The 14350-nt window shown below is 33.2% G+C and carries 13 protein-coding genes; 4 read left to right on the forward strand and 9 right to left on the reverse strand.

Going from position 1 to position 14350, the window contains the following annotated elements:
- Positions 1-222 precede the first annotated feature (222 nt).
- The 3 genes from LNQ49_RS13045 to LNQ49_RS13055 form a co-directional block, all read right to left on the reverse strand.
- On the reverse strand, positions 223-3072 hold the full coding sequence (locus LNQ49_RS13045) for a T9SS type A sorting domain-containing protein (protein ID WP_229989357.1): 2850 nt from the start codon (positions 3070-3072) through the stop codon (positions 223-225).
- A gap of 507 nt (positions 3073-3579) precedes the next feature.
- Entirely contained in the window at positions 3580-5265 is a 1686-nt protein-coding gene (locus LNQ49_RS13050) for a sodium/sugar symporter (RefSeq protein ID WP_229989358.1), read from the reverse strand.
- 48 nt (positions 5266-5313) lie between these two features.
- The gene (locus LNQ49_RS13055; protein ID WP_229989359.1) at positions 5314-6366 is read right to left on the reverse strand and encodes an aldose epimerase family protein; all 1053 of its coding nucleotides are present in this window, start codon (positions 6364-6366) and stop codon (positions 5314-5316) included.
- A gap of 102 nt (positions 6367-6468) precedes the next feature.
- Between LNQ49_RS13055 and LNQ49_RS13060 the strand changes: the two genes are divergently transcribed.
- Together LNQ49_RS13060 and LNQ49_RS13065 are read left to right on the forward strand one after the other, a co-directional pair.
- Positions 6469-7467 carry a GntR family transcriptional regulator gene (locus LNQ49_RS13060; protein WP_229989360.1) on the forward strand — a complete coding sequence of 333 codons (999 nt, stop codon included), beginning with the start codon at positions 6469-6471 and terminating at the stop codon, positions 7465-7467.
- A gap of 28 nt (positions 7468-7495) precedes the next feature.
- Complete coding sequence (locus tag LNQ49_RS13065) at positions 7496-7954, forward strand: OsmC family protein (protein WP_229989362.1); 459 nt, start codon at positions 7496-7498, stop codon at positions 7952-7954.
- A 72-nt stretch (positions 7955-8026) separates the two neighbouring features.
- Here LNQ49_RS13065 and pyk read toward each other — a convergent pair whose 3' ends face one another.
- From pyk to LNQ49_RS13090, 5 genes are all read right to left on the reverse strand, one after another.
- Entirely contained in the window at positions 8027-9457 is a 1431-nt protein-coding gene (gene pyk / locus LNQ49_RS13070) for a pyruvate kinase (protein WP_229989364.1), read from the reverse strand.
- 5 nt (positions 9458-9462) lie between these two features.
- A complete protein-coding gene (locus LNQ49_RS13075) occupies positions 9463-9951 on the reverse strand; it encodes an IPExxxVDY family protein (protein ID WP_229989366.1) in 489 nt (162 codons plus the stop codon).
- A 114-nt stretch (positions 9952-10065) separates the two neighbouring features.
- On the reverse strand, positions 10066-10806 hold the full coding sequence (gene rnc, locus LNQ49_RS13080) for a ribonuclease III (protein ID WP_229989368.1): 741 nt from the start codon (positions 10804-10806) through the stop codon (positions 10066-10068).
- A 7-nt stretch (positions 10807-10813) separates the two neighbouring features.
- A complete protein-coding gene (fabF, locus tag LNQ49_RS13085) occupies positions 10814-12067 on the reverse strand; it encodes a beta-ketoacyl-ACP synthase II (protein WP_229989370.1) in 1254 nt (417 codons plus the stop codon).
- 192 nt (positions 12068-12259) lie between these two features.
- Positions 12260-12496 carry an acyl carrier protein gene (locus tag LNQ49_RS13090; RefSeq protein WP_007137004.1) on the reverse strand — a complete coding sequence of 79 codons (237 nt, stop codon included), beginning with the start codon at positions 12494-12496 and terminating at the stop codon, positions 12260-12262.
- A gap of 175 nt (positions 12497-12671) precedes the next feature.
- Here LNQ49_RS13090 and purN point away from each other — a divergent pair, with 175 nt between their 5' ends.
- Complete coding sequence (gene purN / locus LNQ49_RS13095; RefSeq protein WP_229989372.1) at positions 12672-13241, forward strand: phosphoribosylglycinamide formyltransferase; 570 nt, start codon at positions 12672-12674, stop codon at positions 13239-13241.
- 134 nt (positions 13242-13375) lie between these two features.
- Positions 13376-13855: a ribonuclease HI gene (gene rnhA / locus LNQ49_RS13100; RefSeq protein ID WP_229989373.1), complete on the forward strand. Its 480-nt coding sequence runs from the start codon at positions 13376-13378 to the stop codon at positions 13853-13855.
- A gap of 61 nt (positions 13856-13916) precedes the next feature.
- On the opposite strand, the gene LNQ49_RS13105 is transcribed toward rnhA, so the two are convergent.
- On the reverse strand, positions 13917-14264 hold the full coding sequence (locus LNQ49_RS13105) for a DUF6249 domain-containing protein (protein WP_229989374.1): 348 nt from the start codon (positions 14262-14264) through the stop codon (positions 13917-13919).
- Between the last annotated feature and the right edge of the window lie 86 nt (positions 14265-14350).

The following is a 14350-nucleotide window of genomic DNA, read 5'->3' on the forward strand; positions in this document are numbered from 1 at the left end:
GGTTTTTTTTCGCTCAAATGTAGTTAAAATCAGTTAACAAGTGTGGCTATTTATCTTGACTAAAAAAGGATACCATTATAGTATCCTTTTTTTGTAATTTTCTGAATATATTTAGTTTTAGATATCTTTCTATATGCTTTTTCAGTAGCTTAAATAATAAAAGAGATGTTTTTGCATCTCTTTTATCTTCTTCAACAAACAATTGCTTGTAACAGATTACTTCTAATTTTTTAATATTTTGTTAGAAATCTTTTTACCATTTTCAAGTTTTACGGCTACTACATACCATCCATTTCGAAGCCCAGAAAGGTTGATTTTATTTTTATTTTTCATGGTTATAACATTTTCACCATTCATATCAAAAATATAAACGACTTCGACTTTTTCTTTTGTGTCGATGTTTAGTTCTTCTTTAACGGGGTTAGGGTAGATAATCAGAGGAGAATCAAATCTTAAATCATCATTTATAGCATTAGCACTTAATGCGCGATTGTTAGAAGTTTGATTGATGTAGTACTCTTGTAATTTTTGAATCCAGAAATGATCGTCTGTAAGAGTGGTCCCCGGGTTTCCAATTCCATCCGTACTAGCTCCTACACCTGCTCCCATTAAGACAAGTTTGGTTCCGCTACTTTTTACCTCTGCAAAGTGATTTCCAAAAACTACCTTTTTTGTAGTGGCATTAACCTGAAGTTTGGGATCAGCATGTTTATTCTGGCTGAAATAGTTATAGCGATTCGTGTCATTTGAGAAATTTACGGTATCCCCAAAGAAAAAAGTAGTAGCAGAATCTTCATAGCGCTGGCTGGTATTATTTAAAATTTGGAAAGGACCTGCTGTTCGTTCATTTAGAGTCTCTGAACCATTGATATGCCCTACGGGGATTTGCCAGAGGACAACATGTTTGCCGGAGGCTTCGTAAAGTTTTTGAACAAAATTCAGGTAATTCATCCAGTGGTCATTATTCCAGAACCAGGTATAAGAGAAGGGGTCAGCGGGATCACCTGTGTTTCCGGCGCCCATGGCATCAAGACCATATTTATCAATAGAAATAAAGTCTGCGTTATTAGACATAATTCCCATACTATTGGTGTATTGAAAAATATCTACAGCGGTTTGTTTGATTTTGTTCAATTGGGTAGTAAAGGTGCCGGTATCGGTTTCTCTGATAATTCCTTTTGGACCTGCTACCCCGGATTTTGCCCAAAGATTGAGCTGCCATCCAAATTCCATGTTAAGTTTTTCGTCTGTTCTTTTTTTGTTGAGCTCGTAATTTATTCTTTCTACTAAGGTTTTTAAAGTACCTATATTTTGCGCTATGCTTGTTGCATTTACGGCTGTTGAAGTAGTGATAGGTTCGTTGTTTTGCTGCATATACCCAAGAAAATCAGGCTCTAATACTATTCCGAAAAATTCGTCTCCCAGTTCATTTTTAACCTGATTCAGAAAAAGGTTGAGATTATTGAAATAAGCGGTCATATAGGAAGGATCTTTTACGTGTGCTAAATCTAGTGAGTAGGATTCGCTTCCGTCGGGAATGTTATAGAAAATGAAGAAAGGAATAAGCCCCATTTTTAAAGAGTTCTTTGCAAATTTTATAGCTCTGTCCGGCTGCCAGGTATTCCATCCGGCTATTGGTCCTCCATTGATGTAAATATATCTTACATCCATTCGGTTGTTTTTGAGTAGATTACTGTTGTCCATACCGTTGTTATAAAAATTAACATCATCGGTAGTGTCTTCAGATACAGATCCTACAGAAACATAATCAGAATATTTTAACGGGCTTCCGTTGGTATTGTCTATTCTTAAACCAAGATGATATACCGTACCATCTGAAGTTGTTATTTGAAGTCCGGATCTGCCTGCTTTTTTAGGGGTAATTTTTAAAGTATTTCCGGTAATAGTGTAATCAAATATCGTAATGTCTCTTCTTTTTAAGGAAGTAATATCCTTATCAAAAACGAATGTTTTGTTTATTCCATTAATCGCTTTTATTTGATTTGGAAGAGAGGCAAAAGAAACAGTCTGTGTGGCAGGATTTATAAGGTTAAGTTGCAAATTGGCTGTTGCTGTGGTACCATTGTTGTCTGTCACTACTATTTGTAGTGAATTATTTCCATAATTCTGAGGTGTCCAATTAAAGGTATAAGAATTTTGCGGATTAGTAATTACATTAAAATTAGTTCCGGCGGTGAGATCCTTAAACAGAATGCTGCTCATGGAGCTTCCCGATGACGGCTGAATAGTAAAATTAATACTTATTGGTGAAAAATTAAGTTGCGAATACGAAGTAGTGTTTGCTGGGCTAGTTATGGTTATAACAGCAGGAGAAGTAATCGCGATTTTAACAATTGTATTTACCACTGTACTTACCCCAACTGAATTTATAGAAGTATATCTTATGTTGTAATCCCCATAAGCGGTTGGGATCCAGTTGTACGATACAGTGTTACCGGATATACTCATATTGTAAGATGTATACGAAGATTCTGTTATTTTTTTTATTTCGACCTTATTTTGAGTTGCCGAAAAGCCATATAGATTAAGCGATGCTGTAAGATTGACAGCCGATAATGTACTTTTTATAATAATTTGTCCATCTGGGTAGGCAGGAGATATTGCTATTGGTATGATACACACTCCAAGAAAGGTATAGGCAGAAGACTGATCAGGAATTTCTGTTCCGGAGACCCAGTATTTTGCTTTATAGACGCCATTGTTGTATCTTATAATGTTGTTTGCATTGTAGTTGGGTGTCGAGCTGTTCCAGTCAGAAACAGTATTGCATGCTGCTGTATAAGCTAGGGATGGATTATTGATAATTAATTGTTCATCACAACTTCCTATTGCTGACCAAATACTGTTTGATCCGGGAGTAGAACCAGCTCCTTGAGACCAAGAACTGTTTTTATACACAATATTATTATAACGGACATAAGAGTTACTGGAATATTGCGTAGCTGAATACCAAGTTGGAATTCCGCAGGAGTTGCCCAGTTGTGCTTCTACTAAAGTAGGAATACAGCAGATAAAAAAAGAGAAGAATAAAAGTTTTAAATTTTTTAGCATAGTAAAAATATTTATTAAGTTATACATTCCGTTAATTCTAATTACTTAGAAATACGTATTGCTCATTTCTAAAATCAATAACCTGCAGCCTAGAAAAAAGCAATATGAATATCAAATATAGTAAGAAATTACTTTACTTGATTATTGAGAAATGTGAGTTAAATATTTGAAATACAATGTTTTGGTTTCCTTATTTCGAAAAAAAAGTAAATATTTTACTATTGAATATTTTGTGAGGAATAGTGTAAAATAAGGCGATGACCTACAATAATTAGAAACTAGAGAGGTTCTAAAACTTGTCGGGTTTAATTGATTTTAACGCATTGATACATAGTCAATAAAGCCAAAAAAAAGACGTTTTACACTAAATAAATAACATAATGTTAAAAAATTGTGATTTTATTGAAACGTTTTAAATTAAAAAAAATTAAACCCGACAGCTTTTAAAAACTTGTCGGGTTTAATTTTTTTGTTTTCAAAAAAAGAATATAATAAAAATTAAAAGCATTACCAGAATTTCACATAAAGAGATGCGATTATCAATAAAGTAATTACAATCAATACTGTTGTTTGTGGTTTTAATTTAAACATAGAGGTATCTAATTCGAAAGCTTTTGGATTTACTTTCGGACCAGCAAAACTTACAAGAACCATAGCAAGTGTTGTAAAGAAGAAAGATAATCCCATGCAAATATGGAACGGAATCTCATATGCTCCTTTTCCATTTGGATATGCAGTGTATAATAAGGTGTCGTTGCCAAATAACATTGGGGCATATTCATTAAACAAAACAGATAATACAAAACCTAAAATCACACCTACAATAGCTGCAGTTCCAGTGGTTCTCTTCCAGAACATTCCAAGAATAAACATGGCAAAAACTCCTGGGCTAATAAAACCAGTATATTTTTGAATGTATGTAAATCCACCGACACCGCCAATTCCTAAAATATCATTCCAAGTAAATAAAACAGCTAGGAGCATTGCAGCAAAAACAGCGATTCGACCAATGTTTACTTGTTGTTTTTCACCAGCTTCTTTTTGGATGTATTTTTTATGAATGTCTAACGTATAAATAGTCGAAATACTGTTTACTTTACCAGCTAGAGAGGCCACAATTGCTGCAGTTAAGGCAGCTACCGAAAGACCTTTTAATCCTGTTGGTAAAAAAGTTAATACTGCAGAGTAGGCTCCGTCTTTTCCTCCAACAAGTTGAGGTAAATGCCCATTTTGATATAAAACATACGCTGCGATACCGGGTAACATAACAATTACAGGCATTAATAATTTTAAGAAACCAGCAAATAAAATACCTGTACGAGCAGTTTGTAAATCGGCGCCTAGGGCTCTTTGAGTGATGTATTGGTTGCATCCCCAATAGTTAAGGTTGATAATCCAGATACCGGCAACATAAGATAATAAACCTGGAAAAGTTAAATACTTATCTATTTCTAGTTGCGAAGAAGTTGCGGTTGGTTTTGGGATAATCATTTTAAAATGTTCTGGGGCTTCTTGCATTAATACTTTAAAACCTGCAATTGCATTTTGACCCACACCGAAATACTGCCCGACAGTTGTTAAAGCAATATAAGAGGTAACTAATCCACCGATGATTAATACGGCTACTTGAATAACATCAGTATAAGCAACTACTTTCATTCCGCCTAATGAAATTATTAAAGCAAAAAGAGCTAATCCTACCATAATGACATGGAGGTATTCTCCACCTGCTAATCCGTTAATAGCTACTGCCCCTAAGTATAAAATCGAAGTAAGGTTTACAAAAACATATAAAAACAACCAAAAAACGGCCATAATCAAAGCAGTCGATTCGTTATAACGTGTTTTTAAAAATTGAGGCATTGTGTATATCTTGTTTTTAAGATAAACGGGAATAAACCATACGGCAACTATTATTAGAGTTATAGCAGCTACCCATTCGTAGGCTGCTACAGCAATTCCTAAAAAGAAACCTTCGCCACTCATTCCAATAAATTGTTCAGCAGAAATGTTAGATGCGATTAATGACGCACCAATTGCCCACCAAGTTAAATTTCCTTCAGCAAGAAAATAAGCCTTGGCGTCTTTTTCATCTTTTTTACGTTTTCGGTATATGGTGTAACCGTAAGTTGAGACTACAATAAAGTAGATGATAAAAACAATATAATCGGCGAGGGCAAGGTTTTGGTTCATAGGTACTAGTGTTTTGGAAGGTGGTTATATAGTAATCTTTCGTGGTTTTTAAATAGATTGAAACTTGTAAATTGTTTTATGGTAGTATTTGTCTTCTTTTCTTAGTATTGAATTTGGGAAGTCATTTTGGTTTGGTGCATCAGGATAATTTTGTGCTTCAAAACAAATACCACTTAAAGGATGGTAACTAACGTTCTCTTTTCCTTTGACTTTATCGAAACAGTTACCACCTACGAATACATGAACACTTGGCTGATTGGTATAAACAGTCATTCGCAATCCGTTTGTTGGACTATAAAGAGCGGCAGCAATATCATTTTTGGTTTCTATTATAAATGAATCATCAATATTAGAAGGACAGTTTGCAGGCGTTCTAAAATCGAATGGATGGTTTAGAAGATTTAATACATTTCCTGTTGGGATGTTCTCAGATGTTGCTTCTAATATTTTATCTGAGTTCACAATCATTTCTTGATCAGCAACACTCGAATCATGTCCGTTAAGATTGAAATAACTATGATTGGTTAAATTTATAATTGTATCAGCTGTTGTAGTTGCATGGTATTCTAATTGTAACTCGTTGTCTTCAGATAATGTATATGTTAAGCTTACGGATAAATCTCCGGGATAGTTTTCTTCAGTAGCGTGGCTTAAAAGAGTCATTGTTATTGACGGATTTTCGCCATCAGTAATTGTTTCAACTTCCCATTTTTTTTGAGAAAAACCGACAATTCCACCATGAATAGAATGATTGTCATTATTCTTGTTTAAAAGATATGTTTTATCATTTAGGGTAAAAGTTCCGTTGTTTATTCTGCCAGCATAACGACCTATTGTAGCACCAAAATAAGGAGCACTAGATAAAGAATAGGATTCTATGTATTTTTCCAAACTATCAAAACCTAAAACTACATCTATAAGCTCTCCATTTTCAAGTGGAATCATTAAAGAAGTTACAGTTGCCCCATAGTCGATAATGGTAGCTTGCATGCCGTTTTTGTTAGTCAATTTATAAGAATGAATAGCGTTGTTGTCAGGCAATATACCAAAGAATTCTCTTGTGTTTATATCTGTAAAATGTGATTTGTGTTTAATTTTCATTATTTTTTTGTGAAAAATGAAATTCAAAAATATGTATATATTGACATGATTCATACCAGCACCTACCAGTTTTTTGTATATTGCATAAAAACCAAACCATTTATGAATATAATTTCTATCCAAAATAATCTAGGTATCCCAAAATACAAACAAATTATTGCTTCAATCGAGAGTAGCATCAATAAGAAAAACCTAAAGAAAGGGGACAGATTGCCATCGGTTAATAAAGTATGTTTGGCTTTTAATTTATCGAGAGATACCGTTTTGCAAGCATACGATGAATTAAAAAAAAGAGGTATTATTTATGCCATACCAGGAAAGGGATATTACATTAAAAGTGTTGAAATCACAATAAAAGAGAGGGTTTTTCTGCTTTTTGATGAGCTCAATAATTTTAAAGAAGATATTTATATTTCCTTTCTAAGAAATATAGGAGAAGAGGTACAGGTTGATATCTTTTTTTATTATTTTAATACAAAGGTCTTTAAGAAATTGATAAATGACAATAATGGAGCATACACCAAATATGTAATCATGCCAACTGATTTGGCCGATGCCGCTTCATGTATAAATACCCTACCAGTAAATGAAGTTTATATTTTGGATCAGACTAGTGAAGCTTTAAAAACATATCCATCAGTCTGCCAGAATTTTCCAAAAGATATTTATGATGCGTTAGTAAAAGGAAAGCCTAAGCTAGATAAATACAATAAGCTTATTATGATTTTTCCAGGATTTAGAGAGCCTTTAGGAATGAAAGTGGGGTTTTTGAATTTTTGTAATGATTTTTCTTTTGAGAATGAAGTGATTACTGAGTTTAGAGAGCGAGAAGTAAAAGTTGGAGAAGTGTATATAATTCCAAATGATAGAGATTTGGTTCGGGTTATCGAAAAATCCAAGCGCCAAGATTTAAAGCTGGGGGTCGATTTTGGAATTATTTCATATAATGAAACACCATTAAAAAAAGTGGTAGAAAATGGAATAACAACTATTTCAACAAACTTTGAAGAAATGGGAAAAATTATGGCAAAGATGGTTTTGTCAGGAAAGAAACAAAATATTGAAAACAAGTCTTCTTTAATTATGCGGAATTCGTTGTAATTAGAAGTTTTATAAAATTAATAGATATATGGGATTTAAACATTTATTCAAAGCTGAGGTCAAATGGGCATCTAATACAAGCGACAAGCGACATAATTCTAAAAATCATGAAATTGTGATTGAGGGCAAACCTATTTTGAGTGTCTCAGCTGCAAAAGCTTTTAAAGGCGACCCAGAGTTATACAATCCTGAAGATATGTTACTGAGTAGTCTTGTTTCTTGTCACATGATGTCGTATTTCTATGTTTGTAGTCAGAATGGGATTGAGGTGCTTACTTATTCAGATAATGCAGAGGCTAATCTAGAAGTTGAGTTTGATGGAAGTGGGCGCTTTACTGAAGTTCGATTAAATCCAAAAGTTACGATTGCCAATTCAGATAAAATTGAACTTGCATTGGAGTTACACAAAAAAGCAAATCAATTATGTTTTATAGCCAATTCATGTAATTTTCCGATTTTGCATAATCCAACATGTGAAGCAGTTTAAATTGGTATAAAATAAAAATCCGTCGAGTAGAAGTATACAAGACGGATTTAATATTTTGATAAGAAAGTAAATTTACTCTATTTCAGAAACTCTTACGGTATTAACCATTCCTTTATCTTTAATAGGCATTGCTGCTAAGTTGATTAAGTAATCTCCTTTTACAACATATCCTTTATCTTTTACGATTTGATTTACATCAGTTACAGTATCATCTGTACTTACATCTTTATCATAGTAATATGATTTAACTCCCCATAAAAGACTTAATTGAGTTAAGATTCTTTTGTTAGAAGTAAATACTAAAATATGAGCAGATGGTCTCCAAGCCGAAATTTGGAAAGCCGTATATCCACTATTTGTAAGTGTGCAAATAGCTTTAGCTTTTATAGTATTAGCCATAATAGCTGCTTGCTGACAAATTGTTTTAGTGATAAAACGATTTGTTTTAATTTGCGGCGTATTTTGTGGAACATGAATTAGCGGAGAGTCTTCAACAGCTTCGATAATTTGTGTCATTTTTTGAATAACTTGAACTGGGTAGTTTCCTGCAGCAGTTTCACCAGAAAGCATTACAGCATCAGCACCATCCATAACAGAGTTAGCAACGTCATTTACTTCAGCACGAGTAGGTGTTAAGCTAGTGATCATTGTTTCCATCATTTGTGTTGCCACGATTACTGGAATACGAGCAGTTTTTGCTCTACGGATTAATTCTTTTTGAACCAATGGTACTTCATGAGCAGGAAGTTCAACTCCTAAATCTCCACGAGCAACCATTAAAGCGTCACAATAAGCAACGATTTTGTCCATGTTCTCTAATGCCTCAGGCATTTCGATTTTAGCAACGATTGGAATTTTAACATCCGAGTGTTTTGCAATTAACTCTTGTAAATCTTGTAAGTCACGTGGTGTTTTTACAAATGAAAGAGCAATCCAGTCTACTTTTTGTTCAATAGCAAAAATTGCATCAGCAATATCTTTCTCAGTTAATGCAGGTAAAGATATTTTAGTATTAGGAAGGTTAACTCCTTTTTTAGATTTTAGTTCACCACCTTGAATAACAACAGCAGTAACCTCAGATTTTTTGTCTGTTGTAAGGATTTCAAAGATAAGTTTTCCGTCATCAAGTAAAATACGCTCTCCAGGATTTACATCATTTGGAAAGTTTTGGTACTTCATGAAAACTTTTTTTGCAGTACCGATAATATCTTCTGCAGTAGTAAAAGTGATTACATCACCATCGTTTACTACAACTCCTTCTTCCATTACTCCTACGCGAAGTTTAGGACCTTGTAAATCTCCAAGTATAGCTGTGGTATAACCAAACTCTTCGTTAAGTCCTCTAATGATATTGATTTTCTCTTTTACACCTTCGTAATCTGCATGCGAAAAATTAACTCTAAATACGTTCACACCTGCTTCGATCATGTCTTTTATGATCTCTCTAGTACCACATGCAGGGCCAAGTGTGGCTACAATTTTGGTTTTTTTGTTTGTAAGCATTTCTATTAAAAAATTAAATTGTTTTTTGATTTTATTTTATTTGTATCAACTATATAAACCGTTGAGATAGTGTCAATGGCATTTAATATTTGTTGTATTTTTAATATATCGAAAGCTTCCTCACTCTTTTCAATTTTTAAAAAATAATCAACCTTTTTGAACTCAGGTAGTAAATATACTTTTGTGGCTACTTCCATTGAAGTATCTGAAAATAAATCTTGATTGTCATTTGGTGAATTTTGAATGACTTCGTTTTTATTCTGAATCAAATCCCAATAAAGTTCTTTTTCTTCATCATAATAATCAAATCGTGAAAAATGAGTCTCACCTTCTTTCACATTAATTTGAATTTCATTTTTACTTTTACTTAAAAGAACTGGGAAGTTTTGATTGATAAAATAAGCCAATCTATAATCTTCCATTGAAGTATGTATGGCAATCAAATTATAATCAATTTCATCAAATTCGCCTAATTCTAATTTATGAATAGCCATTTCCTGAAAAAATAAGTTGTAAATATACTATTTCTATTGCTGGTTCAATAGTTAAGATTGGTATGTTTTTGTTAATTTATAAACGAAAACGATATAGTTTTAAGAAAATCGAGTTTATTTCTTGTCCATTTTTTCTTGAAAAGCAAAATACGCACGTTGAGATGCCTTTTCTTCAGCTTTCTTTTTGGAAGTTGCTCGTGCTCTTGCGACTACTTTATCATCGATGCTTAATTTGACACCAAATAAACGTTCGCCGCCAATACCATTATCCTCAAAAATATCGTAATGAAATATCTTTTTTTCTTTCTGGCACCATTCAATCACTAAGCTTTTGTAGCTTATTACTTTACCCTCTAGACGGGTAATATCTACATACGGGCTAATTACGCTATTTTGAATAAATTTTTCACAATAAGAGTAACCTCTGTCTAAGTAAATGGCTCCGATAAGTGATTCGAAGATGTTACCATGAATGTTTTCTCCAAAATGTTGAAGTGGCACTTTGCTTTCTATAAACTGAACCAGATTTAAATCCTTTCCAAGGTCGTTTAAGTGTTCTCTACTTACGATTTTAGAACGCATTTTGGTTAAGTAACCCTCGTCACCAGAAGGGGCTTTATTGAATAAATGTGCAGCAATTACAGCACTTAACATCGCATCACCTAGAAATTCTAGACGTTCGTAGTTAATAGGATTTCCGTTTTCATCCAGTCGATTAGAAGAGCGATGTGTAAAGGCTTTCTTGTAAAATTGAATTGAAATTGGCGGGAATCCAAGTATTTTTTGAATAGAATCAAAAAAAATCCCGTCTTCTTGAGAACGGGATTTTGAAAATATTTTTTTGAAAATACTCATAAGAAAATTAGTCAACTAATTTTTTAAACAAAACACAAGCATTGTGACCTCCAAAACCGAAAGTGTTACTCATAGCAACATTAACTTCTCTTTGTTGAGGTTTGTTTAGTGTTAAATTTAATGAAGGATCTATTTTCTCATCAGCAACCGTATGATTGATTGTTGGAGGAACAAGACTATGTTTCATAGCTAGGATAGAAGCAATTGCTTCGATAGCACCAGCAGCACCAAGTAAGTGTCCTGTCATAGATTTAGTAGAGTTGATGTTGATGTTTTTAGCATGATCTCCAAAAACTGCACTAATCGCTTTTAATTCGGCAACGTCTCCAAGTGGAGTAGATGTACCATGCGTATTAATGTGATCAATATCTTCAGGTTTCATACCAGCATCACGTAATGTGTTTTTCATTACAGCAATAACTCCAATTCCTTCTGGATGTGGTGCTGTTAAGTGGTAAGCATCAGATGACATTCCGCCTCCGCCAATTTCGCAATATATTTTTGCTCCACGTGCTTTTGCATGTTCGTAATCTTCAAGTACTAATGCACCAGCTCCTTCACCTAAAACAAAACCATCACGAGTAGCATCAAAAGGTCTTGAAGCAGTCTCAGGGCTTTCGTTTCTAGTTGATAAAGCATGCATAGAGTTAAAACCTCCCATTCCAGCAATTGTAATAGCTGCTTCAGATCCACCAGAGATGATAACATCACACATTCCTAAACGAATGTAGTTGAAAGCATCAATAAGTGCATTAGCAGAAGAAGCACAAGCTGAAACAGTTGTGTAATTTGGTCCCATATAACCATTTCTCATAGAAATGTGTGCAGGTGCAATATCAGCAATCATTTTTGGGATGAAAAATGGGTTGAATTTTGGTGTTCCGTCTCCTTTACCATAGTAAAGAACTTCTTCTTGAAAAGTTTCTAAACCACCAATTCCAGCTCCCCAAATAACACCAACTCTTTGTTTGTCGATATTGTCATCTGTAAGACCAGCATCTTTAATAGCTTCGTCACTTGCAGCAACAGCGTATTGTGCAAATTTATCTAGTCTACGAGATTCTTTACGATCCATAAAATCTTCAATGTTGAAGTTTTTTACTTCACAGGCAAATTTCGTTTTATGTTTCTCTGTATCGTAATACGTTATTGGGGCAGCACCGCTAACTCCATTAATAAGCGCATTCCAATATTCCTGAATGTTATTCCCAATAGGGGTAAGTGCGCCTAATCCTGTTACAACAACTCGCCTTAATACCATAAATAATGTGTTTTATTAGCTTTAAACAAATAAAACCCACGCTTTCTTGATTGTATTATATTACAAAAGAGCCATGGGTATTACAATATAAATATATTTTTTTGATTGAAAATCAACCCAAAATTTAAATTTTTATAAAAAATAATAACACCCGACCTTTTATAGTTTATAAAAAAATCGGGTGGGAATTTATTATTTTTTAGCTTCTTCGATGTAAGAAATAGCTTGACCAACAGTAGCAATGTTTTCTGCTTGATCGTCTGGAATTTGAATATCAAATTCTTTTTCGAATTCCATAATAAGCTCAACAGTGTCTAATGAGTCAGCTCCTAAATCATTAGTGAAGCTTGCTTCTGTTACAACTTCGTTTTCGTCAACACCTAATTTGTCTACGATAATCGCTTTTACTCTTGATGCAATGTCTGACATAATCTTTAATTTTAGAATTTAATTTGTTGGCAAAAATAAAAAACTTTATTTTAAAACCACGATTTAGTTAATAAATGTAACACTAATTTATAAAATTTATTTCAACAAAGGGGTTGGAATGTTATTTAATTTGGTTTTTTATTCCGTTTTTTGCAAAAAATAAATTGATTCTACTATGAAAAAAATAATCGTTTTTGCTTCAGGTTCAGGGAGTAACGCCGAAAACATAATAAAATATTTTGCTGAGACACAAATTGCAAATGTGGTTTCTGTGTTTACCAATAACGCTAATGCGAAAGTAATTGAAAGAGCCAAAAAGTACCATGTAGAGGTCGAAATTTTTACTAAAACAGAATTAATTGAAAGTAATGTATTACAAAAAGTAAAATTAATTGATCCCGATTTGATTATTTTGGCTGGTTTCTTGCTTCAATTCCCAAAACACATTATCGAGGCATATCCTAATAAAATAATTAACATACATCCAGCATTATTACCTAATTATGGAGGCAAGGGAATGTATGGAATGCACATTCACAGGGCAATAGTTGAAAATAAAGAAAAAGAGACCGGAATAAGCATTCATTATGTAAATGAGAATTATGATGAAGGAGCAATTATTTTTCAGGAAAAAGTAGCTTTATCAGATACAGATACAGCAGAGGATGTAGCAGCTAAAATTCATGAGTTAGAACAAAAGCATTTCCCAGAAGTGATTCATAGATTGATAGCGTCTCTGGATTAGTTAGGTTTTTTTAGATAGTTTGATTAATTTCTGTGAAGTAAAAGTATTTCATGAAGTTTCTCGTTGTCTAATTATTTAAGAATCTATGTAGTCTAAATGTCTAGGCAAGTCTAATTAATCTAAGCATTTTAAAAATGGAACACGAAGTACATATATATACAGATGGTGCGGCTAAGGGAAATCCTGGCAATGGAGGATATGGTGTGGTTATGGAATTGGTAGGAACACCACACAAGAAGGAATATTATGAAGGATTCCGTTTAACAACAAATAATAGAATGGAGCTTTTGGCAGTAATAGTAGGTTTAGAAAAACTTAAAAAGCCAAACATGAAAGTTCTTGTTATTTCGGATTCGAAATATGTAGTAGATTCCGTTTTAAAAAAATGGGTTTTTGGTTGGGAGAAGAAAAAATTTGTTGGTAGAAAAAACCCCGATTTATGGAAACGTTTTCTAATTGTTTATAGAAAACATCAGGTAGATTTTAAATGGATAAAAGGACACAATAATCACCCTCAAAACGAACGTTGTGATGAATTAGCTGTTATGGCTTCAATGCAAAAACAACTGTCTATAGATGCTTACTACGAGAATGTAGGTTCTAAAGAAGCATAAAAAAACAACGTCCCTAAAAAATATTTCTTAGGGACGTGTTTTATAATAATTAAGATAGAGTTTAATCTTTGTCTAAATCTTTGGATTTGTTAAATCCTATAAGTAAACCAAGTCCAGCTATAGTAAAAATAGTAGCAGGGTATACAGCACCATCTTGAAGAGAGGTATAAGTTGTAATAAGTAAAGCTACAAAAATTCCTATTCCACTACCTATTAGCAAGAAGGCAAAATTTAAAACAAGTACTTTCCATATAGGAGTATTACTGTTTTTACCTTTCATAAAAATACTGGCATCTACGCCCTTTTCTATAAGAGCTAAACGTTCTCTGTTTCTAGTAGAGTAAATAAGATAGACAATTCCAAAGATCATAAGGAAAAGACTAATTGGTATTAAAATTTGTGGACCCATAATTTTTTTAATTTAATTGATTGATATTCCATATGACGAAAGAGGTTTAGCGAAGGTTACACATTTTGCTAAAATATTTTTTTTAA

Origin of the sequence: Flavobacterium pisciphilum (assembly GCF_020905345.1) — a bacterium.
GTDB lineage: Bacteria > Bacteroidota > Bacteroidia > Flavobacteriales > Flavobacteriaceae > Flavobacterium > Flavobacterium pisciphilum.

Coding starts and splice junctions, on each gene's coding strand:
- LNQ49_RS13045 (WP_229989357.1), bottom strand. CDS start 3,072: ATGCTAAAAAATTTAAAACTTTTATTCTTCTCTTTTTTTATCTGCTGT.
- LNQ49_RS13050 (WP_229989358.1), bottom strand. CDS start 5,265: ATGAACCAAAACCTTGCCCTCGCCGATTATATTGTTTTTATCATCTAC.
- LNQ49_RS13055 (WP_229989359.1), bottom strand. CDS start 6,366: ATGAAAATTAAACACAAATCACATTTTACAGATATAAACACAAGAGAA.
- LNQ49_RS13060 (WP_229989360.1), top strand. CDS start 6,469: ATGAATATAATTTCTATCCAAAATAATCTAGGTATCCCAAAATACAAA.
- LNQ49_RS13065 (WP_229989362.1), top strand. CDS start 7,496: ATGGGATTTAAACATTTATTCAAAGCTGAGGTCAAATGGGCATCTAAT.
- pyk (WP_229989364.1), bottom strand. CDS start 9,457: ATGCTTACAAACAAAAAAACCAAAATTGTAGCCACACTTGGCCCTGCA.
- LNQ49_RS13075 (WP_229989366.1), bottom strand. CDS start 9,951: ATGGCTATTCATAAATTAGAATTAGGCGAATTTGATGAAATTGATTAT.
- rnc (WP_229989368.1), bottom strand. CDS start 10,806: ATGAGTATTTTCAAAAAAATATTTTCAAAATCCCGTTCTCAAGAAGAC.
- fabF (WP_229989370.1), bottom strand. CDS start 12,067: ATGGTATTAAGGCGAGTTGTTGTAACAGGATTAGGCGCACTTACCCCT.
- LNQ49_RS13090 (WP_007137004.1), bottom strand. CDS start 12,496: ATGTCAGACATTGCATCAAGAGTAAAAGCGATTATCGTAGACAAATTA.
- purN (WP_229989372.1), top strand. CDS start 12,672: ATGAAAAAAATAATCGTTTTTGCTTCAGGTTCAGGGAGTAACGCCGAA.
- rnhA (WP_229989373.1), top strand. CDS start 13,376: ATGGAACACGAAGTACATATATATACAGATGGTGCGGCTAAGGGAAAT.
- LNQ49_RS13105 (WP_229989374.1), bottom strand. CDS start 14,264: ATGGGTCCACAAATTTTAATACCAATTAGTCTTTTCCTTATGATCTTT.